Consider the following 26,298-nt stretch of genomic DNA (forward strand, 5'->3'; position numbering starts at 1 on the left):
ATATGTTTGCATAAAAATTATATTTTTACAAATATATAAATTCTCCGCCTAAAGGCGGGGGATTTCACCCATCCCAGAATTATAAATTAAATTACCTATAATTAATTTAATTCTGAAGTTCGGTAGAAGTTTCCGAATCATAAGTGTACACATCCATAATCAGAGTTTCTGTTATCGAAGCCACTTCGTAGTCGGCAAGCGAGCCTTTCATACCCTCCTGCAATCCATCCCAAGCCTCTTTTACATTCGATGCCTGCACCATCATTGCCACGCCGGTACGCTTTTCCACTCCTTTTTCCTCGTCCAACGATACAAAAAACACCTTGCAACGATACCATTTATCCCCGTTTTCATTCGGAAACAACTCGCTGATACGGGCACGCTTAATATTCGACACAGTGAACTCCCCGCTAATAAAAGGCTTCATTTCTTTGATAATACGAGCTTCGGCCTCAGTAAACGACAATGCATCGACCAAGTAATTTTCACTCACACTAACAATTTTACCGTCGCCGGCACTTTTTTCGTACTTTACTTTGCACTCAAACCAATTATGCATAATATATCAATTCTTATTTTTATGATTTGTATTAAAAAAAGCCTTTGAAATTATTTATCCAAAGGCTTACAAAGATAATTATTTTTTCTCTTATTCTACGATATTTTTCATAAAACACCTTGCGCCAACATGGCCTTGGCTACCTTCAAAAATCCGGCTATATTAGCCCCTTTCATATAGTTGATATACCCATCGGCTTCGCGGCCATACTTTACGCATTGTTCGTGTATTGCACCCATAATCTGGCGCAACTTATCATCTACCTCTTCAGCTGTCCAGCTAATATGCATTGCATTCTGTGTCATTTCCAGACCAGAGGTAGCCACTCCACCGGCATTCACAGCCTTACCCGGCCCGTACATAACCTTGTGCTGCAAAAACGATTCAATAGCCTCTGGCGTGCACCCCATATTTGAAATTTCTCCCACGCAAATTACACCATTCTCTATCAATAATTTTGCATCCACTTCATTCAGTTCGTTCTGGGTAGCACATGGCAAAGCTATATCCACTTTAACCTCCCAAGGACGCTTGCCTGCATAAAACGGCACATTATATCGTTCAGCATAAGGCTGTACAACATCATTGCAGCTTGCACGGAGTTCGAGCATATAGTCAATCTTCTCACCCGAAATACCACTTTCGTCATATACATACCCGTCAGGTCCCGAAATAGTTACCACTTTAGCCCCCATCTCGGTAGCTTTCAGGGCTGCTCCCCATGCCACGTTACCGAATCCGGAAATGGCAATTGTTTTTCCGGCAATATCCATTCCGGCAGTTTCAAGCATTTGCTTCACAAAATACAACCCGCCAAATCCCGTTGCCTCCGGACGAATTAATGAGCCTCCGAACTCCAGATTTTTTCCGGTAAGCACTCCCGTGTTTTCGCGAGCCAATTTGCGGTACATACCATACAGGTATCCAACCTCGCGTGCCCCTACACCTATATCGCCTGCCGGAACATCCGTTTCAGGACCTATGTGCCGCCACAGTTCCACCATATAAGCCTGACAAAAACGCATGACTTCGGCCGACGATTTTCCACGTGGATTAAAGTCCGAGCCTCCTTTTGCCCCACCCATTGGCAAGGTAGTAAGTGCATTTTTGAATATCTGTTCGAAACCAAGGAATTTCAATATGGAAAGATTTACAGAAGAGTGAAAACGCAAACCGCCCTTATAAGGGCCAATAGCATTGTTAAACTGAACACGGTAACCCAGATTTACCTGTACCTCTCCTCTATCATCCACCCAAGGCACTTTAAAAGTAAAAATACGGTCGGGCTCCACCAAGCGTTCTGCTATTTTTGCCGCCTCAAACTCAGGATGTTTATTATATTCCTCTTCAATAGTAGTAAGAACTTCGCGTACTGCTTGCAGGTATTCATATTCGCCGGAATGCTTGGCTTCGAGCGATTGCATTAATTTATCAATATTCATGGTATTTATTATTAAAAATTAGAAGAATCAAGCATCTAAAAATATCAAAATGATATATAAATCAAACAAAAGCAACTAATTACTGTTAAAAACAGCACAAACAAGACGTATCTACATCATAAAACTAACAAATAGTTCATATTGCAAGTTTATATTTTTTATTTGTCATAATCAAACATTTTGATGTATTTTTGATAAATTTTTTTCGAAAACATATATCTATTAATAAAACAATATATCTCATGAAAAACAGTTCACTTATCCTTATTTGTTGTTTCGCAACGATATTCAACATCTATTCGCAAAAGAAACAAAACCTGCCGGAAATATCGGCAATACCTCCGGTAACTATAAACCTGCCTTTAGAAGTGGACAGCACTAACCTGAAAGGCGAGAAATTCACAGAAAAAGACTTGCTGAAAATGCCGCTTACCATTCCTTCCCAAAACAATTTCAGCATACAATTACAAGCTGACACAGCCGGATATTTTTATCCAACCGTTCCGGCAAACGATAATACAACATTCCAATTATTTTCTTTCTATATAAATGCCGACCGCTATGCTAAGGGAACGCTAAAAGTGACAAGTCCCAACATGCTTGAAGTATATATAGATGATAAACTGGAAAAGTCGAAAACCACTAAAGAAAACAAACTGGACGATAAAAACAACGTCACTACTAAATTCACGGCTTATCCCGAAAACAAACGGGTAGTAATAAAACTACTGGCAAATGCAACGGATTCTGTAGCACCAGCCCTGAAAGTAAGCATTGAAAACGAGAACAAAGATTCTCTGACCAATTACCAAACCACATTTACCGACAAACGTATCATCAATTTTAAAGATATGATGTTAGGGAAAAGAGTAACATCATCACGGGTGTCGCCCAATGGAAATTATATACTTATATGGTACCGTGAATCGTTTGGTGAAAAAAGCGAATCGAGCACCGAATTGTATAACATAAAAACAGGCAATAGCACAATTATTGATATGAACGGGCAAAAAAGGCAGCTTAACTGGATGCCCGAAAGCGAAAAACTGTATTACGTAGCAACTACCCTGACCGGACGAGACTTAATCACTATCGACCCGCAAAGTATGAAAGAAAGCGTACTGGCCAAAAACATTCCGAATGTAAATATCCGTTTTTCGCCTGATGAGAAATCATTTTTTTATACTAAACAAGACAGTGGCGAAGAACAAAAAGGCGACCTTACCCTCTTGCCATCGCCAAAAGCACGTACCGGAGGATACAACAACCGATGGTTTATTTGCAGATACGACCTTACATCGGGACTAAGTCAACAACTTACATTTGGGTCGACCAGCACATGGCTGAATGACATCAGCCCCGACTCGAAGAAAATACTGTTCGCTATATCAGAAGAAACCATAACCGAGCGTCCGTTCAGCAAATCATCCATGATGCTGTTGGATATAAATACAATGACAATAGATACATTATGGTATCAAGACCCTTTTGCATCGCAAGCCAGATTCGCGCCCGACGGAAAGAAAATATTAATAACCGGCAGTGGCGATGCTTTCGGAGGCATCGGGCTTAACCTTAGCGAAGAGCAGATTTCAAACACCTACAACACCTCTTCGTTCATCATGGATTTAGCTTCGAAACAAATAGACCCTATTACTAAAAACTTCGACCCAAGCATCAGCAGCGCGGTTTGGAATAAAAAAGACAACCTTATTTATTTCCGTACCGTAGACAAGGACTTTGAAAATATATACACATACAATGCCTCCAACAAAACATTCACCAAACTGCCTCTCGACGAAGAAGTAGTACGCAATTTTAGCTTAGGTGTAAACTCCAATGTGGCCACTTATCATGGGGTAAGCCTGTCGAACTCTACCAAAGCATATATATATGATTTGAAAAAGAAAAAATCCACATTAATTGCCGACCCATATAAAGAACGTTTGGATAATATAGAATTAGGAGAAGTAAACGATTGGAACTTTACAAATTCAGATGATGTGGAAATATACGGAAGATATTACCTGCCGCCAAATTTCGATTCTTCAAAAAAATATCCTCTTATAGTTTATTATTACGGAGGTACTACCCCCACAGCCAGAAACTTTGAAAGTTCATATCCCGGTCATGTATATGCATCGCAAGGATATGTAGTATATGTAGTGCAACCAAGCGGCACTATTGGTTTTGGTCAGAAATTTGCGGCAATGCACGTCAACGCATGGGGAAAACGTACAGCCGAAGACATCATAGAAGGAACCCGGAAATTTGTGTCCGAACACCCTTATGTAAACGGTAGCAAAATAGGCTGTATAGGAGCATCGTATGGCGGATTTATGACCATGTACCTACAAACACAAACAGATATGTTCGCAGCAGCCGTATCTCATGCCGGAATAAGCTCCATTAGCAGCTATTGGGGCGAAGGCTATTGGGGATATGGATATAGCTCGGCAGCAAGTGCCTTTAGCTATCCGTGGAACAACCATGAGCTATATGTAAACCAAAGCCCGCTGTTTAATGCCGATAAAATAAACACCCCTATACTCCTGACACACGGCACAGTAGACACCAATGTCCCTCCCGGCGAAAGCATCCAGATGTTTGCAGCACTGAAAATATTGGGGAAACCCGTAGAATTTATACAAGTGAAGGACGAAAACCACGGAGTAGCCAACTATAAAAGGAGAATTGAGTGGTTCGATTCCATCATGGCATGGTTCGGCAAGTGGCTGAAAGAAGACGATGAATGGTGGGAAAGCATGTACGGAAAGAAGAAATAGGACTAAGAAGAAGTAAAAAAAGTTAGGCGAAGTTAAGCCGAGTTGAAGCCACTATACAGAATAGGGCTTACCATCTGCTGGCGCGGATGCTACATTCCGACGTGTCGGAAATTGTAGTCCGTGTCCTGCTTGAAAAGCAGGAAATCTTGACTCTTGATTCTAACGCACATACAAATATGAATACCCAAAGCATAAAAAAACTTTATTTTAAAGACACCTCGTTTGCCGACCTGATGAGGCACCGTATTTATAACGTATTATTGTATGCCAGTAAATACGATGCTTTCGCATTGGAGGAAGACGGACGTATCGACGAACAGATTTTCAAAGAATACACGGCGTTAAACCTGCGTTACGCACCACGCTTTACGCTCGTATCGACCGAAGAGGAAGCAAACGAACAGCTACGCGAACACAAGTTTGAGCTAATCATTTCGATGCCCAGCGGAGATAGTATCAACCCCTTTGAATGGGCAAAGCAGGTGAAAAAAGATTACCCCGACATTCCTATCGTTGTACTTACCCCCTTCTCCAAATCGGTATCGATGCGTATTGCAAACGAAGATTTAAGCGCTATTGATTACGTTTTCAGCTGGCTGGGCAATGCCGATATCCTTCTCGCAATCATTAAACTTATCGAGGATAAGATGAATGTGAAAGAAGATGTAGAATCGGTAGGCGTACAGGTTATTATGCTTGTAGAAGATTCCATTCATTTTTACTCGTCGCTTGTTCCCCGGTTGTATAAGTACGTCTTTACCCAATCGCGGTCGTTCATGACAGAAGCACTGAATGAGCACGAACAGATGCTCAGGATGCGTGGACGTCCTAAAATTCTCCTTGCCCGCTCGTACGAAGAAGCCATGAGTATATATGGAGAGTACAAGAACAATATGCTGGGCATTATTACCGACGTGAGTTTTCCACACAACGGTGTAAAAGATAAAAAAGCCGGAATTGAACTTTGCAGGGAAATACGCAGCGTAGACAAATATATCCCGCTTATAATACAATCGACCGAAGAAGAGAACCACGAGGCTGCCGACCAGCTAAGGGCGGCTTTTGTAAGTAAAACATCGAAAAACCTGCAAAACGAAATACGGGATAAAATATCGTCCAATTTCGGATTCGGCGATTTTGTATTCGTAAACCCACACACAAAAGAACCTGAAATACGGATACGCAACCTCCGCAGCCTGCAGGAAAACATATACAACATAAGCGACGAAAGCCTTCTTTACCACGTTTCGCGCAACGATATATCACGGTGGCTCTACTCGCGTGCCATGTTTCCATTGGCCGAGTTTCTGAAAGACATTACCGTTCCGGCTGATGGTAAAGTAGATATGAACAATGTCAGGGAAGTTATTCTCGATGCCATTGTTCAGTACCGGAAAATAAAAAACAGAGGAATTGTTGCCGTTTTCCAGCGCGACCGCTTCGATAAATACTCCAACTTTGCCCGCATAGGCGATGGCTCGCTCGGAGGCAAAGGGCGTGGACTGGCATTCATCGATGCCATGATAAAACGTAACGAAGAAAAATTCGAGGAATTTGAAAACTCACAGGTTACCATCCCAAAAACGGTAGTTATCTGTACCGATAACTTTACCGAATTTATGGAAATAAACCAACTCTATCCGGTAGCATTATCCGACCTGCCGGACGAAGAGATATTGAAGTATTTTCTGAAAGCACGCCTTCCTAAAGACTTGATAGCCGATATATTTGTATTTCTCGGTGCTGTGAAATCGCCTATTGCCGTTCGTTCATCAAGCCTACTTGAAGACTCTCACTATCAGCCGTTTGCAGGGATATATTCCACCTATATGGTTCCTTATAACCCTGTAAGCCGCACACATACGCTTATGATGGTAACGGAAGCCATCAAAGCAGTATATGCATCAGTATTTTTTGCAGACAGCAAAGCCTATATGACTGCAACTAAGAATGTGATTGATGAGGAAAAAATGGCAATAGTGCTTCAGGAAATCTGCGGCAATGCTTACGAAAACAGGTTTTACCCTTCATTCTCAGGCGTGGCACGCTCACTGAACTACTACCCTATCGGCTCCGAAAAACCCGAAGACGGTATAGCAAACATAGCTATGGGATTGGGTAAATATATAGTAGATGGAGGAACTACGCTTCGTTTTTCGCCCGCGCACCCCCACAATATACTGCAAACAAGCACTCTGGACTTTGCACTGCGTGAGACACAAACATACTTTAATGCACTGGACCTGAGCCGGATGAACTTTGTGCCTCAAGTAGACGACGGATTCAACCTGCTGAAAATTAATGTACAAGATGCCTTTAAAGACGGAACATTGAGATACATAGCCTCTACTTTCAACGTTCAGGACATGGTTATATACGATGGCTTGTACGACGAAGGGCGCAAGGTTATCACATTTGCCAACATACTGCAACACAACGTTTTTCCTCTTGCGGATATATTAAAGGAGATTTTGAATATATCACAGATAGAAATGGGACGTGCGATAGAAATAGAATTTGCCGTTAATCTCGACTATTCACCTCAAAAAATGCACACTTTTTACCTCCTGCAGATTCGTCCTATTGTAGATAGTAAGGAAGTTATCGCGGAGGATATTGGCTCTATCCCCGACAAAGATACCATCATATCATGCAACAACGCTTTAGGACATGGTATTACAAATGACGTTTACGATGTAGTATACGTAAAACCGGAAGCATTCAGCGCGTCCAAAAACCAGTTGATAATGTACGACATCGAAAAACTGAACAAGAAGATGGTAGCCGAAAACAAGCATTACGTATTGGTAGGGCCGGGCCGATGGGGCTCAAGTGATGTATGGCTTGGTATTCCCGTAAAATGGCCTCATATAAGCAATGCCCGCGTCATTGTCGAGTCGGGCTTATCCAATTACCGTATCGACCCAAGTCAGGGAACGCATTTTTTTCAGAACCTGACTTCGTTTGGCGTTTCATACTTTACCATCAACCCCTTTATTAACGATGGAAGTTATGATACAGAGTTTCTCAACTCGCAGCCAGCCGTTTACGAATCGGAATACGTGCGCCATGTCCAATTCAAGAAACCAATAGTAATAAAGGTAGACGGCCGCAAAAATAAAGGAGTGATAATGAAACCGGAAGAATGAAAACCCGAAATGTATTGTATAGCATATTTATTTTTCGTGTGATAAATACTATATTTGTAGCTGCAAAATAAAAAATACATCAAAATCATATTAATCAATTAAATTAAATTTTATGTTTAAAAATCATCCAAAAGGATTGTATGCGTTGGCACTGGCTAATACCGGAGAACGTTTCGGGTATTATACCATGCTGGCGATTTTCGTACTCTTCCTGCAAGCAAAGTTCGGATTCAACGTAGACCAAGCCGGGCAAGTATACGGGATATTTCTTGCTTTAGTTTACTTCATGCCACTTGTAGGAGGTATTCTGGCTGACAAATTCGGTTATGGAAAAATGGTCACAATCGGAATTATTATTATGTTCGTTGGCTATTTATGTTTAGCTTTCCCCGTACAAGAAAAATCTCTTGCCCTCATTGCTATGTATGCAGCATTATTCTGCATTGCAATAGGTACAGGCTTATTCAAAGGAAACCTTCAGGTATTAGTAGGCAACCTGTACGATGCGCCCGAACATAAAGCAAAGCGCGACAATGCTTTCAGTATATTCTACATGGCTATTAACGTAGGTGCTATGTTTGCCCCTACTGCCGCTACTAAAGTAACAAACTATTTTCTTGCAAAAGGAGGATTCTCTTACAGTGCTCAGATACCATCACTTGCACATCAATTCCTCGACGGTACAATAAAACCCGAAGGAGCCGAAGTATTGAAAAACTTAGCTATAGAGCAAGGAGCCGGAGCTATGGATTTAGGAGCTTTTTCATCGCAATATATTGAGTCACTTTCGGGAGCTTACAACTATGGTTTTGGTGTGGCATGTATATCGTTGATTATTTCAATGATTATTTACGTAGTGTTCCGGAACTCTTTCAAACATGCCGATTACAACTCAAAACAGCTGGCTGCTAAACAAGCCGCATCAGGCGAAAAAGTTGTAGAATTGACACCTGCACAAACAAAATCCCGTATTACGGCATTGATACTTGTATTCCTTGTTGTTATCTTCTTCTGGATGTCATTCCACCAAAACGGCTCTACAATGACTACATTTGCCAGAGACTATACCGCCGGATATGCAGACGGCTTTACCCGTATCGGATTCGATATATTCAATCTTGTATTAGTGGCGATAGCTGTATACGGAGCATTTAGTGTTTTCCAATCCGAGTCCAGACGTTCAAAAATCATATCCGGCGCAATTGCTGTTGTAGCTGTTGCAGGTCTTATTGTGCGTTATATCGGGATGGATACGGTTATACCTATACTTCCACAGATATTCCAGCAATTTAATCCTTTCTTTGTAGTAGTACTTACACCATTTTCCATGTCGCTTTTCTCCATGCTTGCCAAAAGAGGAAAAGAGCCTTCCACACCGCGAAAAATCGGGCTTGGAATGGTTATCGCCGCTTTCGGGTTCTTAATTTTGGTTTGCGCATCCAACGGGCTGGCAAGTCCTCTGGAATTGGAAAAAGTGGGAGGTGTAAGCGATACTTTAGTTTCTCCAAACTGGCTCATTAGCACATATCTGGTTCTTACATTTGCCGAATTACTTCTTAGCCCAATGGGTATTTCATTTGTAACAAAGGTAGCACCTCCAAAATATAAAGGCGCTATGATGGGACTTTGGTTTGTGGCCACCGCAATCGGAAACTACCTCACAAGTGTAATTGCAAAAATATGGGGCTCAGGAATGCAACTATGGATGATTTGGAGTGTATTAGTTGTACTTTGCCTGATTTCAGCCGTATTCATGTTCTCTATGATGAAAAGACTGGAAAAGGCAACAGAAGATTGCTAATTGACTATCTATCTTTATAAAACAATAAAAGCTGCGAAAATTCGCAGCTTTTATTGTTTTAAACTATCTATATCTTATTTTACATCCTCCGGCTTCATTCTCATAAAACGAAGCATCTTCAAAATCCAATCGGGTAATGGTTTTTCCACATCACGTTTGCGAAGGTTCAGGTACAACCCAAGTTTTTTCATGATTGGAATTTTATGCGTTTCTACAAACTCAATCAGATATCCGTCAGGGTCTTCAATGTAAGTGAAATGTCCGGCTGCATCTCCCATCTCGAACGATTCGGCATCGCTTTTTTGCTTAACTGCGCTATCGGCTGTGAAGGGGAAGCCAAGACTTTCACATTTTTTCTCCAAAGCACGCATATTACGCACATCAAAACATATCTGGATAAATCCCGGATCGCCCCAATAACGGCCTTCGTATATTTTACGAGGCGTGCGGTCTAATGCCTGTACCAGTTCGACATACGACTGTCCGAACAAATGGCTAAAGCCTCCTTTACGGGGTTTCGATTCTGTGAGCAATACACGGCGATATTTTTTATCGCCCGAAGGCAAACCTGCAAGATCATTGAAAACGCCTGTTTCGTCGGCAAGCACTTTGTCATACCCTAAAATATCACGGTAAAGTACAAGTGTCTTATCAATATCGGAGCAACCTACAATAGCCCCTACAGGGCCTCCTGTAGAACGCTGCTCATCGCGAAAAAGATATTTATCTTCAACTATCTGAAAGGTATTCCCGTAAATATCTTCGATAAAAAAAGTCTCTTTTCCATCAATAGATTTCGACAGGCTGCCCAAGACCTTTACATTCTTTTTTGAAAATTCTTCAAAACTTTGCTTTACATCGCGGCTTTTTATTTTAGCTGCAAAGCAACCTAAATCACCAAACTGAAGTTCGAAATCAGCTTTCTTCGGTTTATGCTGCTGATGGTTCCAAATTTCGAATCCACCACCACCCTGCATATTAATTGCGATAACAGCACGTTTCTGACGGGGTTTTCCTCCCATGTAAGGTGCCATTATATCCGCTACATTATTATCATCCAGTATCTTTACATCCATATTAAATAACTCAATGTAATATTTCCATGCAGTAACCAAATCTGTTACTCCGATACCTATTTGCTGAATTCCGCTGATTATATACTTTTCCATTTCAATATATCTTTTATTCTATCAAAAATTTTTCCGTCTTAGTATCTCCTGTCGGATAAAGAACTGAGACTACATACACACCAGATAGTAATTGGCAGGAAAAAGGGATTTGATTTGAACATACCATTTGACCACCTATTGTATAAACAGACGCTTTTCCACCGTTTACATCTTTAATATGTGCATTTTTACCCTCTACAAAAACTATCCGGTTTTTGTCGGGAGTATTGATTATTTTATCTTTAGTAGCTCCTGCAAACGGAATTAAAGTAAAGTTTTGTCCATCTTTACTATATTTAAAGTCTGAAAATACAGCTGGTGTTTTCCCTGATTTTCCATTTCCGCTAACAGCATATAAGCCGATTTTCAAAGTCTGTGTACTTCCGAGAGCCGAATTTGTAACTGCATTTTTTATTTGTATCCAGGTTTCTCCTTCCAAACTGTAAAAAGCGGTAAACAAAGTCCCTTTTTTATTTATCTTCAGATAAACAGGAACATCTACTGCAGGGTCAGCAAAATCTTGTTCACTAAAAGTGCTTCCGTTTTGTGAAACAGTAGCTAAAATATTTCCATTATAACCCGAATGGTATCTTCTATACGCGCCAAATATTTTGCTGTCATCTAAATAAACTATCAATCCAGCTGACAGATAATCCTGCTGCGGACTGAAACTCAGTTTAACAGTAAAAGTAAAATCCTTATCTTCGGCAGTTGTTAAAAAAATATTTTCAGCATTCTCAGTACCGGGATAAAGCTCTCCCGGCGCAGTAATAATACTTACAGAATTTTCTGACTCAATTTCCCAGTTTTCCTTTGTATTTCGGATAATCTCCCACTTATCTGTTAAGCGGTAAGCATCTTCCAGTACCGTTACTTTACAAGTAGTGCTTACTTGATTGTTGGAACCTGTGGAAACAGTAATAATAGTTTCACCCGCTTTCTTTGTATTTAACACACCAGCTGTAATCAGAGCAACAGACTCATCTGAAGAACTCCACTTCACTTGGTTGTAATAGGCATTGACGGGACGAACCATCGGAGATAAAGTATAGGATTCCCCTATTCCCAACGTTAACTTTTCCTCTTGTAACAAAATGCTTGTCGGTTCCGCAGGCGCTTGTTTGGATATTTTTATACTGGCTCCTCCCGTTTTTGCCAAAGGGATAGTAAAGGAACTTGCTTTTGTAACTTCTTTAATATCCGTTGCAATATCGTCATATGACTCACCATCTTTATAAATATATGCATAATAAGTCCCCTCATCCAAAAAGTCTAAATTTACCTGAGCAGTCCGTTGCGTATCACACATAATGCCAATATACCAATCCTCACCGCTTCGTCTTGCTATATTTACATATTCTCCCGGTATTCCCTCCAAAAGTATAGTTTCATCCCATGCGGCAGGCAATTGCGCAAGAAGGCTTCGGGCAGGAGAGCCCAAATATACTTCAGTACGGTCTGCCAAGCATTGAATACCGCTTTCATAAACAATAGCCATTGCTGCCATATGAGATACTGTATAATTCCGGCGGTTGCCACTTACCCGGTAAGAGAGCATCGGGGTAAAATCAGCCGGGCCTACAGCATTTCTGGTAAAGGGCAGCATACAGTTCCAGCGTGCGCTCATTTCAGCCGGTTTAAATAAATCCTGCTCTGCGCCAAAAACACCCTCGCGGGTTAATGTATTCGGATAAGTCCTTCTTTCACCTGTCGTTTTATTTGCTCCGTGCGGATTCAGCAGAAGTTTGTGTTTTGCCGTTCCTTTCATCAGCGCATCATAAAACTTCATCTGAGATTGAGATTGAGAATTAAAAAAGTCAGGCTTCACACCTTTAAAACCCATTTGTTCCCATTCCGAAAATGATTTCGTCCGTTTAGCATCTGTATTCAAGTCAATATTATTAGCCCATACTAACAGACCAACTCCTTTCTCATTAGCATATTTTATCAACTCCTCAGTCCAATCGAAATATCCGTAATAAACATATCCGTTCTGGTCTACTTTTGGCTGCCATCCTTCATCCAGCAATAAATACTCCCAACCCATTTCCGAAGCCATATCTACATATTTTTTATACGTATCAAGGTTGTCTGTGCTTTCTCTGTTCAACCAAGTCCAAGCCGTAACTCCCGGTTTTATCCAATCCGTACCATCAGCAAATGCCTCCTCATCCACTGCCGGACTTAAGTTTTCCGGCATAGTATTTTCTACTATTGTTTTGGGAGTGCCCACTACCGCAAAACGCCACGGGGAAACAAAGGAAGTTACCGTGGAAACATCCCCGCTTTGCTCTTGCGAAAAAACAATATTTAATTCTCCATTGGTTTGCCCTTTTATCTGAGCCCCGCAATACTCCGTAGACAAGGCAGCCTCCGACATCAAAACCCACACATCCTCCACGGTCTGATATAAAAACGGCATCATATAATCACCACTTAAGTCCTTGATTTGCTTTTCGTAAGCAACTGCTTCATGATGGTTAATATAGGACATTGCCTGCGATACCGAGCCGGCGGGCAGTTGCCAGGTAGTTTTTTCTGCCGATATTTTCAAAGACTTGTTACTTCCATCTTTCATCTCCACTCCATAACGGAATGCAAAACCATCATTGTATGCTCTTGCAATAACTTTGAAAACTGCCGTATCTTTATTAAAAGACAGTGTTATTTCATTAGCTTGCGACTCCACATGCGAAGTTTTAGCTCCTGTCAAATCATAGTTATCCGTGATTAACTCCTTATCCACCTTGTCAAAAGCAAGCCCAGTAGTAAAATTTCCTAAATCGGTAACCAATCCTAAAGAGGAGTTATCGACAACGATTTTTCCATCCTGATAAACAACATATCCGAGACTCCCTTCGGTATCAAGGGCAAACCCTACATTCAATTTATTGTCAGGAGAGCTCAGTACCCATGAACTGGTATTATTACCATTGCCGACAATACAAGTTGCCGAAACTGTATAAGGATTTTCATTATAAATTGCCTGACAGGTAATAGTAGCATTTCCTGCCGCTACCGCAGTAATATTACCTTGATTGTCCACTTGAGCCACGGCAGTATTACTGCTGGTAAAATTCAAGGTAGAATTACCGGCATTCAACTCTACCGACGAGTTATCAACTAAATATGCATACACTTTGGAGGCTGCATTTTCTCCGACATTTAACAGGGCTGGAAGAATAGAATAATTTAAAGAGTATACAGGCAGATGTACATCGGGAGCCAATATCAGTTTTGCATCAGCCCATATACTATGGTCGTTGCTATTGCCGTCGCCTCCGTCGGTGGTTTGTAAAATAAGTTTCTTGGTATTAGCAGGGATATTTATATCAATATATTTGCCGATACCGGATTCCGACAAAACTTCACTTTGATAAAGAACAGCATTGTCTGCCTTCAACACAAAACCACAAGTACCTCCTTTGCCATAATTAACACCAATATATGCCTGAAATTTTGTAGGTTCAAGCGCTTCCACATTATATACTATTTCGGAAGCCGCATGCGCGCAAATACCTTTTTCAAACGTGCGGGTTTCTCCTCCTTCCATGCGCAGCTTTAAAAGAAGCCCCTCCAATCCCTTATCTCGCTGAGGGGAATCATACCCCACTTTAGCTGTTTCCCAGTTCAGGTCGCTGAGATAAACCATAATTCCCGAATCTTTTGAACTAGATACATTTGCCTTAAGATAACATAAGCCAATAAATAAAAACACACTAATCAGTAACAGTTTGTCTTTCATATATATTAAATTTATCAAAATTCAGATATTCAGGCAGTAAAACTATTCCGGTTTTATTTTTCTTACTAATTTCCTGTTCAATGCGGGAACAAAACGTTTGAAATATACCATCAACAACTCCTTACTGCCCACTAATACTTCCGGCTTCTGTTTCCTGATGGCTTTCACTATTTTCTTTGCAGCTTTATCCACCGTGATTCCTCCGGCTTGTCCGGCATCCATTTTTCCGTGCTGCTTACCGTCGTTTTCAAGTGCATAAAAGGATATATTGGTTTGCACACGACCGGGGCAAACAAGTACGCAACGGATATTCTGGTCGTAATACTCCGCATGCACGGTTTCGAAAAAACCATATAAAGCATGCTTGGATGAGCAATAAGCGGAGCGCAATGGGAAACCAAAACGTCCCGAAATACTGGTAGTGGTTACAAAAGTTCCTCCACCGTTTTTTATCATTTCGGGCAGAAGCAACTTGGTTATTTTAACCGGAGCAAAAAAGTTGACATCCATTATTTTCCGGTCAACCTCGAACAAGGCATCACCAGCCTTAGCCCGCTGGCTGATTCCGGCATTGTTATACATCACATCTACCCGTCCGAAAAAGCCCAACGCCTTTTCAACAAGCGCCGGAATACCATCCAAATCGGACAAATCATAAGGTAGTATTTCACACTTTCCACCAAGGGAAATACATTTCTGCTGCACTTTGGCCAACAAATCGGCTTCCAATGCTGTAAGAATCAGGTTTGCTCCTTCTTTTGCAAACAGGTAAGCACAAGCCTCTCCTATTCCCGACGAGGAACCTGTTATCCATATGGTTTTATTTGCGAATGTCATATTTCAATAATTATTTTACTTGCTGTAAATAAGTAATTTTTTTAGCAGGAACGTCGTATATTTCTATAATTGGGGCATCAGACATTCCATTCGCTTTTTTATATTTATTCAAAGCGGGATATACTTTCATTATTCCCATCATGATAGAGATATTACCTTTGAAGGGAAAATCAGTAGCGATATATTGCCCTGCGGGAAGAGTTTTTACTTTCAGTTTTGTTTCGATACGTGAAATAAGAAGCGAATCCGAAATACCGTCTAAAATACAACCTACTTCCGAGCGCATTTTACTCTGTTCGGTATCCTGAGGGTTATCGTAGAAAATGCCAAAGCCTTTATAAGTCTCTACACCAAATTCATTCAACAGTATGCTGTAAACCCGGTTACTTATCTGAGGTGTTTGGGAATATTCGCCTGTTACATCCTCGTATGTAAGCAACTGAGAATCTAATTCGGCAACAGTAAATTGAACTTTACGGAAGCCACCATAATATCCATAAAACACAGCAAACAACGCTGCGAAAATAACGATGGTAAATAAAACGGCTCTGATTATCTTTTTCATATCGTTAAATTTTTAATCCTCTATTGCATTCCACAGCATTTCACGGTAATTATTCATATCGTGCGGTTTACAGTCGTCTACACACTCCACTTTTTTAGTGGTATAAATCATTTCGTTTACATAATCGGGAGCACGCCGCACGCCTTCGCCTGTATTAAGCAACACACGTTCTCCGTTTTTAATCAGCCCCTTTTTCAGCGATTCGAAAAATCCCGCAATACATACTGCCGATGCAGGCCCTAAAATAATTTTACGTTCAAAAGCCACCAATTTTCCATAATCGGGCAGTTTATCTTCGCGCATACGTACAAAAGTTCCGTTGCTTTTCCGTACCAGTTTGGCAACGATAGGATAAGTTGCCGGCTCGCCCGTAGCCAAAGTGGGAACAGACGTTTTAGGATTCTTTATAGTTGGATATTCGTTCTCGAAACCTTCGGGGAAACCATTCTTTTCAGCCTTTTCCCAAGCCTGTACCATAGGGTCGCATTGGTCGGGCTGCACTAACAGCATACGGGGCATTTTCAGTTCAGGATGCACCGCCGATACTTCGCGCAAGCCCTTATCCATAGCAATAGGCCCTGTGCCTCCACTTACAGCTTGGATATATACATCGGGCATTCCTTTCAGTTGGCGCATCCACTCAAAAATCATTGTTTTCTTGGCCTCAACCCTAATCGGGTCAATGTTTCCGGTAGAAATAAGTATGTTGTATTTCTTTGCATATTCGGCTGCAACGGCCTTAGCTTTAGCATAATCGCCATTAACACGAAACACCTGCTGACCGTAAGCACTTATCATTGCTTCGGATGCTTTCAGAGCATTATTCGGGATAAAAATAGATGCGTTGACATCTGCAAGTGAAAGATACAAACCATAGGCAGTAGCGGTATTTCCTGTAGAAGCCACACAGTATTGTTTCACTCCATTCTCTCTGAACAGGCTTGCAGCCAGCGAAGCAGCCACGTCTTTAAACGTTCCTGTTCCACCATTCAAGTCGTTGCGGTAAGCAAATACTTTAATGTCCAATCCATATTTTTCCTGAGCATATTTTTCGAGGAACGACCATTGTTCGATAGGAATAGCCCCCTCATGTCGGCTAACGATATTATTATCGCTCTCCAACGGCAGAAAATCGAAATAATGCCAAAAACTATCGGGATAGTGTTTTATCAATTCATCAAGTTTCTTATAGTCGGTATTGTACCAAACTTCAGAATGTTTACTACCGCATTTAGGACAAATTTGATTCTGAGAGAACCATGTTTTAAAGTCAGGAGTGATATATCCACACTGAACACATTTTAAGTAGTACTTGCTCATGATATTGATAGTGCTTTTTTAGTAATTATATTTCTAAAATTTGTGCGAAAGAGGGAATCGAACCCAACGAGTAAAAACCATTTTTCGCTTATTTGTAAAAAACGAAGAAATAAGAAAAGCAGCAGATGCCACATTCCTTATTTCTTCTGTGTCTGTATTTACATAACTAACACGTAAACATTTAAATAAGTTTATCAGGTTAGTTTCATATTTTGCATTTCGTCCGATTTGTATTCGCCTGCATCGAGTTTCGCTTTCACTTTTTTGAAAACCTCGATTGTACGGTTTACATCGTCCATAGTATGAACTGCCGTTGGGATAACCCGAAGCATCAATACACCTTTTGGTACTACCGGATATACTACGATAGAACAGAAAATGCCATGATTCTCACGCAGGTCGATCACAACGTTTGTTCCTTCGGGTACACTACCGTTCAGGTAAACAGGAGTTACAGGCGATTCTGTATTTCCTAAGTCGAAACCTTCTTTACGCAACCCATCTTGCAGCGCGTTAGCAATACTCCAAAGGTTTTCACGCAATTCAGGTTTGGTTTGCAACAGTTCTAAACGTTTCAACGCTCCGATAACCATAGGCATTGGCAATGATTTGGCAAAGATTTGCGAACGCATGTTGTAACGAAGGTAATCAACTATCTGAGTGTCCGACGCTACAAAAGCACCGATTCCTGCCATCGATTTGGCAAAAGTAGCAAAGTAGATATCCACATCTTTTTGCACACCAAAATGTTCGTCAGTTCCTGCTCCTGTAGGCCCCATTGTTCCGAAACCGTGTGCATCGTCAATCAACAAACGGAATTTAAATTCCTTTTTCAACGCTACAATTTTATCCAATGCACCCAAGTCACCGGCCATACCGAAAACTCCTTCGGTAATAACCAATATACCTCCGCCTTGCTCTTCTGCCAATTTAGTAGCATGTACAAGTTGCTTCCGAAGGCTGTCCATATCGTTGTGTTGATATACAAAACGCTTGCCGATATGCAGGCGAAGACCATCCAGAATACAAGCATGAGATTCAGAGTCGTAAACAACAACATCTTTACGTGTCAACAACGAGTCGATGATTGACACCATTGCCTGATAGCCAAAGTTAACCAGATAACCCGATTCACGGCCTACAAATTTAGCCAACTTCTGCTCCAGCTCCATGTGCCATTTGGTTTGCCCCGACATCATACGCGCACCCATTGGGGCTGCCATACCAAACTGTGCAGCTCCTTCGGCATCAGCCTTGCGTACTTCCGGATGATTGGCTAAACCAAGATAATTGTTCAAACTCCAGTTCAGCACTTCTTTTCCGTTGAATTTCATATGAGGACCAATTTCACCTTCCAAAATAGGAAACATGAAATAACCATCCGACTTACTTCTGTATTGACCCAAATCGCCTTCAGCTTTTTTAAGCCTGTCAAAAATATCTACCATTAGTACAATGATTAATTATAAATGATTAATTATAAGTTTTATTTCAAAATATTAAATACACCTCTATGTTTTCTGCAGCAGTTAATCCACAAGCAACTTTTCGCCCCTCGTTTCTATCTTTTCATCAAAAAATCCGGTGTCAAAAGTAGTGTTTTTTTCCAAATTCTCAGCTACTATTTCAGCAATGTCTTTCACTTTTACTTTATTGCCGTTAGCAAAAGTCTTTTTACAAAGCGGACAGGCAGTTGCCAGCACATCCGGATTAGATTTTGTAAGCATCTCAAGAGCATTATCACGCACCATTTGCTGCTTATCCAACGAAAGGAGTGTGTTGCCTAAAGTGTTGCCACAGCAATAGGCTTTATTGTTCTCAAATTCAGGTTTATTCAGGTTTCCTACCGATTGCAACACACGCCGCGGCTCATCATATATATTACATCCCCGCCCCAACTCGCAGGGGTCGTGATAAACAATGTCGATATCCGCTTTATCCACTTTTATCCGCCCGTATTTAATCAGGTAATCAATATATTCGGAGTGATGCATTATCTCCATGTCTTTCAGCATATAATCGTTCTTGAAAGTCTTATAACATATAGGACACGAAGTAACCAACAGCTTAATACCGGAAGAAATAATCAATTCTTTATTACGGAACATCAACTCATCTGCCTGCTGCAAAAATCCCTGCTGGCGCAACGGACGGCCACAACACAAGCCCTTATCCTCGTCCATAAACCAGTAACGCTCATTAGCCTCTTCAAAGATTTTTTTCATAGACTTTATGATAGCAGGGGTAAGATGTGTCATACAACCTGCAAAATAAATCACATTATACTTCTTCGTGGCTTTCTCGGCACGGTCGTAAGTATAATATAGCCTTCCTTCTTCAGACGTTTTATTGCGTATCTGCTGGCGAATCAATGTCGATTCCACCCCTACCGGACATGCATCAACACAGCGGTCGCACATCAGGCAATTATTGAGTGATTCGGCTGTCAACCTCCTGTAACGGGTATCAGCTACAAAATTAACAGGTTGAATAGTGTTGACACCGGCTGCAAACCCCAACTGACAAGCATCAATACATATACCGCAACGCGAACAGGCATTCAACTGTACCATCGAATAACCATTGAATTTCTCGGTAGGCTCCACACCCAGATTGCGCAAAAATATCAATACTATCTCGGTAAAAATATGCATATAGCGCGAGAAAGGCATACAAGCAAAGAAAGTACATAGTGTCAACGAATACGCCCACCAAACGGGTAACTCAATATACTCCAATGGTAGATTCATAGCTACAAATAAATTTCCTACCGACTGTGTGAGGAAACTTCCATTATCGGCCAAACCGGCAGTTACGCCCTCGGCAAGCAAGCGAAACGGGAAAATAAACCATAAAGCCGTCAACGCCACTTTATCTATTGTGGTCTGCTTGGTAGTTTTCTTCATCCCCAACGCACGTGAACGGAAACGCTTGAAAATGGCTAAAGCTAAACCGCTCAACACAACTACCAGCAGAAAATCCATGATGAATGAAAGTGTATTCTGCCCGAAATACAGATGGGTATCCCGAACAAAATAACGGAAGAAAATAGCGAATGAAGGGTCGTCGAGCAAACTACGGTTGTATATCGAACTTTCAATCTTACCTACAACAATCATAAGAAACCAGCCTAGAGCCAAGCTCATATGCATATAGCCCAAAAGCGGGTTTTTCTTGTATATCTTCCTATGGAATAACGACTCGCTGAAAGTTTCTTTTATCGCGCTGAACACTTTCAGGCTGAAGATATTACGCCACATCAGTCGCCGCTGGCTCTTGTCTATCATCCTTATCCAGCGAACATACTTGTAAATAAGCACGCCAAACAGGAATAAACATCCCAGATAAAACGGAACTACAAACGATATAAAGTAGCTACTCTTTACAGTAATAAAAAGAGAAGTGTCCTGAAGAAATTCGATAAATGTACGGCTACTTTCCAACAGCATGGCTTACCCTCCTTTCGTATGATGTACTACCCAGTAAAATACGCATATTCTGAACCACGGCACGTGTATTTACCCCACGCGGACAAACCAGCATGCATTTTCCGCAAAGCATACATTTATCCAATTCACGAGGCAGATTTTCCAATTGCCCATGTTTGAACATTAAATGGCATTTCCTGAAATTAAATTCAGTATGATTATTTACAGAACAAGTTGCCGTACAACCTCCACACATCATACAACGCTTTAGCGACGGTACATGCCGCGTCAGTTTTTTATATAAGCTGAAATCAGCCTTATCCAAATCAATTATCCTTGGCTTTGATATTTTATATCCGAATTTGTTCATAAATCACCCCGAACCCCTTAAAGAGGCTTTTAAATTAACAGAAATTTCATGGGCTGAAAGCCCTTATTAATTCAGCCCAATGGCAAAGCGAAGCGTCGCCTTGGGTTTATTGATTACAAAAAGTAAGCGGGCTGAAAGCCCAGGTTAATCCGTCCACAAATGCTGCTCATTATATTCAATACCATATTCTTTTAAGAACATCAAATACTCTTCCCGAAAAGTCATCTTTTTATGGTGTTCCTCCTGATTTTCAATATATCGTTTTGTTTTATCATGCAGAGACGGACTAACCGAAAATCCACCATATCCTCCCTGCCATGCAAAATCCTTATAATACGAATTAAATCTTTTTATCCAACGACTACTATTTCCTTTTATTTCTTCTACTAATTTTGATAAAGTTATATTCTTTGACATCACGCACAATATATGAAGATGGTCATCTGTCCCATTTATTAAAATAGGAATGGAATCTTTATCTTTAATGATAGCACCTATATATGCATACAAATCACTTTTATCTTCCTTTCGTATTCTTACAGATTCTGTCTTTATATGAAAAACAACATGTATATATAATTTCGATAAAGACTGTGCCATCGACATTTCTTCTAACTTGGGCTTTCAGCCCGCTCGTTTGATACAATTATTAACCCAAGGCGACGCTTCGCTTTGCCATTGGGCTGAATTAACCTGCCACTCCGGGCGAAAGTTCCGCTACTTTCTACTTTCCCCTCACGTACTCCACTATCTCACCTGCTGCGGCACGTGCATCGGCTATAGTTTCGGGAATGGTAAGCGGACGTTTACAAGTTCCTGCCAAAAACAGCCCTGCTTTATCTGTTTTATTATCATTCAGGAACGAACCGAATGCTTTGGCAAACCCATACTCGCCCTCGATATTATTTTGGCTTGATAATTTTTTTGTTGTTGGTGAAGGTTCCATACCCACCATCAATACCAGCATATCGACTGTAATTTTCAATGGTAAACCCGTCAGAGTATCTTCCGACTTTATTTGCACACGGCTATCTATAGTACCTGCCGCTTCGGAAATCCGTCCACGTATGAAATTCACATCGAAATCCTGTTGCGATTTCCGGTACAATTCCTCATAACATTGTCCTGACATACGCAAATCCATATAGAACACATATACATCCCCATCGGGCACCAGTTCCTTATATTCTACAGCCTGTTTCACTGCATTAATGCAACATACACGCGAACAGTAGTTATTTCCCACTTTCTCGTCGCGCGAGCCTACACAATTCAAAAAAGCTATACGTTCAGGTACTTTACCATCGGCAGTCAGTATTTTTCCGTCTTTCGTCATTTTTTCGAACTCAACCGAGGTAATGATATTATCATAAATACCATATCCCAATTCTTCTTTGCGTCCCGCATCAAACGGCTCAAATCCGGTAGCCAGCAAAACCGCATCGGCCGAATATTTTGCATCAGAACCATTCCGAGCAATCCACTTTCCTCCTTCTGCATATAGCTTATTAACCGAAACGCCTGTTTTTACATCTATTCCTTTACTCTCCAATTTGCTAAAAAGCCCTTTGCGAATATCGGAAGCATCGGTAAAGTCGGGAAACAGCTTAACCCAGTTTTTTACATTCCCTCCAAGTTCCTTGTCCTTTTCGAGCAGTGTTACCCGAACACCGTTTTGAGCTAATTGCGAAGCTGCTTCGATTCCGGCAGGCCCGGCACCTATTATGACGACACTTGCAGCCTTACCCGAACTCCCCACTGAGGAATTTTCAAATGGCTGCCCGTTGTTTTTATTTTGATTCATTTATTGTATTTTTTATCTGATTTTCTTTTGAAAAAAGTGACAAAAGGTCTACATATTTTTTTGTTATATCCTTAGTCTTCAAGTGATGCAAAATTCTGACTGTCAACACATTACACACAAAAACATCTCAATACATTGGAAAAAAGGCGTACTAAGCTACACCTTCAGATTCTCCGGTTTTTCGGGTTCGCCAAGGTGTTTTCCCGATTTCCCCACATACTTATCATTAGGGTCATATTCTATCCCTATCTTATCCAAGAGCGACTCTACCTGTACCTGATGCACCTGCATGCCAATATCCCATGGGTTATACCCTAACAGCATTCCTGCCATTTCTTCATAAGTCAGCACGGGAATCCCTCTCCCCTCATTTCCATACGTACGTCCTTCCATCTCGGCAATAGTATATTGCCACCTGTCCATAAACATGGCGCATCCGGGGCAGTTAGCTACAATAAAATCGGGCTTGTACGGTTCCATCGATTCAAATTTCTTCTTTGTATTGGCTACAGAATACCCACGGTTTGCCTGCACCAGATAGTTACGGAAACCAAACCCGCAGCAATGTCTGCGCTCAGGATAATCTACCACTTCTCCACCCCACTCGCGTATCATTCCGGCAAGCACCTGAGTGAACTCCGCTCCCCCAACTGCCTTATCTTTAAACACTTTACCATAATGACATCCTACGTGCTCTACCACATTCAGGGGCTTGCCCGTATGCTTGTTTACAAGCTGATATTTCATTTTGGCTTTCAGCTCTTTTCTGAACTTGTAAACTATATCGCTGGGGTGAGCTATATTATCAGGCATTTGAAACTCCCGCCCTGTAGCCCTTTCCAGGTTTACTTTGGTCTTTTCCAGTTCTTCCGGAAAGTGTTTCCAAGTCTCTACCACTTCGGTAAACAGCCCGAAAGAAGTTACACACGAAGGAACGTAATTTTTCAATCCCGCGTCGTTCATCAACGAAAACAAACGGGCACACACGGTTTGTGTAGTATCAAAAGGAACAATATCCGAGTGATAACCTATCCCGGTACAAGTATGGGTATTAGGGTCGTCAACGATATTTTTTCCTAATTCATCTTTCAGTATTTTAAGGAAAGTAGTTTCCGAACCGGGGAAAAACGACTGACGAATACAACTTCTTTCGTAGAAGTAATCGTCTTCCGCTATTTCTTTCTGGTACTCTCTCCAGTAATCTTTTTTTGCTTCCATTTAATATAATCAAGCCGGAACTCTTGATTTGCTTAACCAAGCCGTCCGGCATACATAATTTTTCACTATTTTTGATGGTCGTCCGAATTTTCAGTATAAACCATATCGGTGTACTTATCTATATTTTTCTCGGTATAACCCATCTCCCGAGCTTTTCGCAACGAAAAAGTTTCTATATCATTCTGCAAATCGGTACCACCCGTTACCTCAAATATCTTTTTTATTTCCTCCAAATTATCTTCGGCTATAATACGCAATGCTCCGGGCCCCCGACGATGGTAATTAGCCCCCAAGCGGTCGGTAACTTCCTGTATGTTATCAATATACCACTTCCATATAGGTCCTTGTTCGGGATGTTTTTCGGGAACCACAATATCGGGATGTACACAATATCCTATGCGCAAAATACTATGCCCTACAACACGTTTCAATGCAAACTGTTGGCGTCCTTTCTCGCTTTCGGTAAAATACCCCAACTCCTGCGACAGCTTACGCAGCACCGTAATAACAAGCCCCGGCACATTGCCACGCGGACAACGGGTTTTGCACGACATACATTGTCCGCAATACCATATAGTTTCGCTACGCAACAATTCCTCTATTTTTTCTTCGTCTTTGGACTGAACAAGAGAGCATATCTGACGGGGATCGTATTTGTAAAATTCCGCAGCCGGACAAATAGCCGTACACACACCACAATTCATACATGCAGTAAGCCCCTCGCGAAAGCGGACATCATTCAATAGGATTTCTGATAATTTAGCCATGTAATAATTTTCCGAGCGTCTGCCTGTTGCAGTTTAATTTATTTGTATGACCTGTAAATCCCGAAAAGGTTTAAACTAAGTCAGGTTAAAACAAAAAAAGAAACGGTCAGCAAACCTTATTCTAACTACCCTCTCCTCCATCCGGTCTTTCTTCCGGAGAAGAGATAATAAATCAAAAAGAAATCAAAAGTAAGAAAAAATCATTTAACACAGAAAAAAATATCGACCAAACAAGAGATAAAATCGACAATTACCTTTATTCTAAATAAATGGGAATCCTAAAGTAGATAAGTCAATTGCTAGCCATTACAATTTGTAATATAAAATAAGGTAATAAGGTAAGTTTACCCTTATTTGTATAATTACTAAGGTTTATCAACAAAATAAAACACTCAACAAAGTCCTGATTCCCAGAACAATAACGTTATAAACTGATGCACTCCGTTAGGAGTGGAAGTTTGGTAAAACACTATTCTTCAGATATAGCGGGCGTGCCGTAGGTACGCAACTTACTCTTTGATTGTCGCGTACCTACGGCACGCCGGATAAATTGTAAACTTTAACTTGGGCTTACAGCCCTTAATATCTTGATTCTTGTAATGTTTGATATCTTCCAACCACTACTGATTAGAATGTAATTTTGATGGGGTTGCCCTAATTGAAAACAAACTCCATTATATTTTGTAATCTTAAATAAGGTAATAAGGTTACTATAAAGCTATACTTGGGTGGTTACTAAGGTTTGATAATAGTACTGGTGCGTTAAATATTCGGAGGTGTTTTTAAAAGTATGCTTCTGTCTGAAAGGCAGGACAGGGGGCATTTAATCCTGCCTTTCAGGCAGAGGGTGTTGTTTATCTTTCCTCCGCAGGCCACATGCCTGCGGTTATGAAAGTCTGACTTTTCAAGTCAGCATACTTTTTAAAATACATTCAAAGATTTTTTTGTAGATTGAAAATATCATCCATTGCAGCAAGTAGCGTACCTACGGCACGCAGAAGCTGTGTTAAAAACAGCATTACCAAACTCCCGTCCCTATGGGACTTTAAATGTCAATCGAAAAAACGATGTTTATCTGTATATTACGATGGAATAGAGAATTACCGAAAATAATTGCATTCTGAACGTATCAGTAGCAGTTTGATATATAAAATAAGGTACTTGATAAAAACCTTATTTTCAAAACAATAACCTTAGTAACTGATACTGACTGACAATGATAACCTTATTACCTTATCTCTAAGCGTTGTGTACCTACGGCACGCCGGATAAATTGTAAACTATAACTTGGGCTTACAGCCCTTAATATCTTGATTCTTGTAATGTTTGATATCTTCC

At 40.9% G+C, this 26,298-nt stretch carries 17 protein-coding genes; 3 read left to right on the forward strand and 14 right to left on the reverse strand.

Features of this window, described 5'->3' with window-relative positions; genetic code table 11:
- Positions 1–106: 106 nt before the first annotated feature.
- Positions 107–559 (reverse strand): DUF4494 domain-containing protein, encoded by a 453-nt coding sequence (locus tag D0T49_RS07425; protein ID WP_163629968.1) that lies wholly within the window; start codon positions 557–559, stop codon positions 107–109.
- A gap of 107 nt (positions 560–666) precedes the next feature.
- Complete coding sequence (gene gdhA / locus D0T49_RS07430; RefSeq protein ID WP_163629969.1) at positions 667–2,001, reverse strand: NADP-specific glutamate dehydrogenase; 1,335 nt, start codon at positions 1,999–2,001, stop codon at positions 667–669.
- 242 nt (positions 2,002–2,243) lie between these two features.
- Between gdhA and D0T49_RS07435 the strand changes: the two genes are divergently transcribed.
- The 3 genes from D0T49_RS07435 (at position 2,244) to D0T49_RS07445 (ending at position 9,737) form a co-directional block, all read left to right on the forward strand.
- A complete protein-coding gene (locus D0T49_RS07435) occupies positions 2,244–4,787 on the forward strand; it encodes a prolyl oligopeptidase family serine peptidase (RefSeq protein WP_163629970.1) in 2,544 nt (847 codons plus the stop codon).
- Between the two features lie 176 nt (positions 4,788–4,963).
- On the forward strand, positions 4,964–7,936 hold the full coding sequence (locus tag D0T49_RS07440) for a PEP/pyruvate-binding domain-containing protein (RefSeq protein ID WP_163629971.1): 2,973 nt from the start codon (positions 4,964–4,966) through the stop codon (positions 7,934–7,936).
- 112 nt (positions 7,937–8,048) lie between these two features.
- A complete protein-coding gene (locus D0T49_RS07445; protein WP_163629972.1) occupies positions 8,049–9,737 on the forward strand; it encodes a peptide MFS transporter in 1,689 nt (562 codons plus the stop codon).
- A 74-nt stretch (positions 9,738–9,811) separates the two neighbouring features.
- Here D0T49_RS07445 and D0T49_RS07450 read toward each other — a convergent pair whose 3' ends face one another.
- The 12 genes from D0T49_RS07450 to D0T49_RS07505 form a co-directional block, all read right to left on the reverse strand.
- Positions 9,812–10,906 carry a VOC family protein gene (locus D0T49_RS07450; protein ID WP_163629973.1) on the reverse strand — a complete coding sequence of 365 codons (1,095 nt, stop codon included), beginning with the start codon at positions 10,904–10,906 and terminating at the stop codon, positions 9,812–9,814.
- Positions 10,907–10,919: 13 nt separating this feature from the next.
- Entirely contained in the window at positions 10,920–14,651 is a 3,732-nt protein-coding gene (locus D0T49_RS07455; protein ID WP_163629974.1) for a glycoside hydrolase family 97 catalytic domain-containing protein, read from the reverse strand.
- 42 nt (positions 14,652–14,693) lie between these two features.
- A complete protein-coding gene (locus tag D0T49_RS07460) occupies positions 14,694–15,488 on the reverse strand; it encodes an SDR family NAD(P)-dependent oxidoreductase (RefSeq protein ID WP_163629975.1) in 795 nt (264 codons plus the stop codon).
- A 10-nt stretch (positions 15,489–15,498) separates the two neighbouring features.
- Entirely contained in the window at positions 15,499–16,053 is a 555-nt protein-coding gene (locus D0T49_RS07465) for a GyrI-like domain-containing protein (protein WP_163629976.1), read from the reverse strand.
- Positions 16,054–16,065: 12 nt separating this feature from the next.
- A complete protein-coding gene (locus tag D0T49_RS07470) occupies positions 16,066–17,373 on the reverse strand; it encodes a pyridoxal-phosphate dependent enzyme (protein ID WP_163629977.1) in 1,308 nt (435 codons plus the stop codon).
- Between the two features lie 194 nt (positions 17,374–17,567).
- A complete protein-coding gene (locus D0T49_RS07475; protein ID WP_163629978.1) occupies positions 17,568–18,821 on the reverse strand; it encodes an aminotransferase class I/II-fold pyridoxal phosphate-dependent enzyme in 1,254 nt (417 codons plus the stop codon).
- An 81-nt stretch (positions 18,822–18,902) separates the two neighbouring features.
- Positions 18,903–20,822: a (Fe-S)-binding protein gene (locus D0T49_RS07480; RefSeq protein WP_163629979.1), complete on the reverse strand. Its 1,920-nt coding sequence runs from the start codon at positions 20,820–20,822 to the stop codon at positions 18,903–18,905.
- Positions 20,806–21,171 (reverse strand): 4Fe-4S dicluster domain-containing protein, encoded by a 366-nt coding sequence (locus D0T49_RS07485; protein WP_163629980.1) that lies wholly within the window; start codon positions 21,169–21,171, stop codon positions 20,806–20,808. The genes D0T49_RS07480 and D0T49_RS07485 overlap by 17 nt, the downstream gene beginning before the upstream one ends.
- A 144-nt stretch (positions 21,172–21,315) precedes the next feature.
- Positions 21,316–21,777, reverse strand: coding sequence for a transposase (locus D0T49_RS07490; RefSeq protein ID WP_370519634.1), 462 nt, complete (start codon positions 21,775–21,777; stop codon positions 21,316–21,318).
- Between the two features lie 118 nt (positions 21,778–21,895).
- Positions 21,896–22,975 (reverse strand): FAD-dependent oxidoreductase, encoded by a 1,080-nt coding sequence (locus tag D0T49_RS07495; protein ID WP_163629982.1) that lies wholly within the window; start codon positions 22,973–22,975, stop codon positions 21,896–21,898.
- 156 nt (positions 22,976–23,131) lie between these two features.
- Positions 23,132–24,193: a heterodisulfide reductase-related iron-sulfur binding cluster gene (locus D0T49_RS07500; protein ID WP_163629983.1), complete on the reverse strand. Its 1,062-nt coding sequence runs from the start codon at positions 24,191–24,193 to the stop codon at positions 23,132–23,134.
- Positions 24,194–24,258: 65 nt separating this feature from the next.
- Positions 24,259–24,960, reverse strand: a complete 702-nt coding sequence (locus D0T49_RS07505; RefSeq protein WP_163629984.1) for a 4Fe-4S dicluster domain-containing protein — start codon at positions 24,958–24,960, stop codon at positions 24,259–24,261.
- Positions 24,961–26,298: the final 1,338 nt, after the last annotated feature.

Source organism: Paludibacter sp. 221 (assembly GCF_010501035.1).
GTDB lineage: Bacteria > Bacteroidota > Bacteroidia > Bacteroidales > Paludibacteraceae > QVMH01.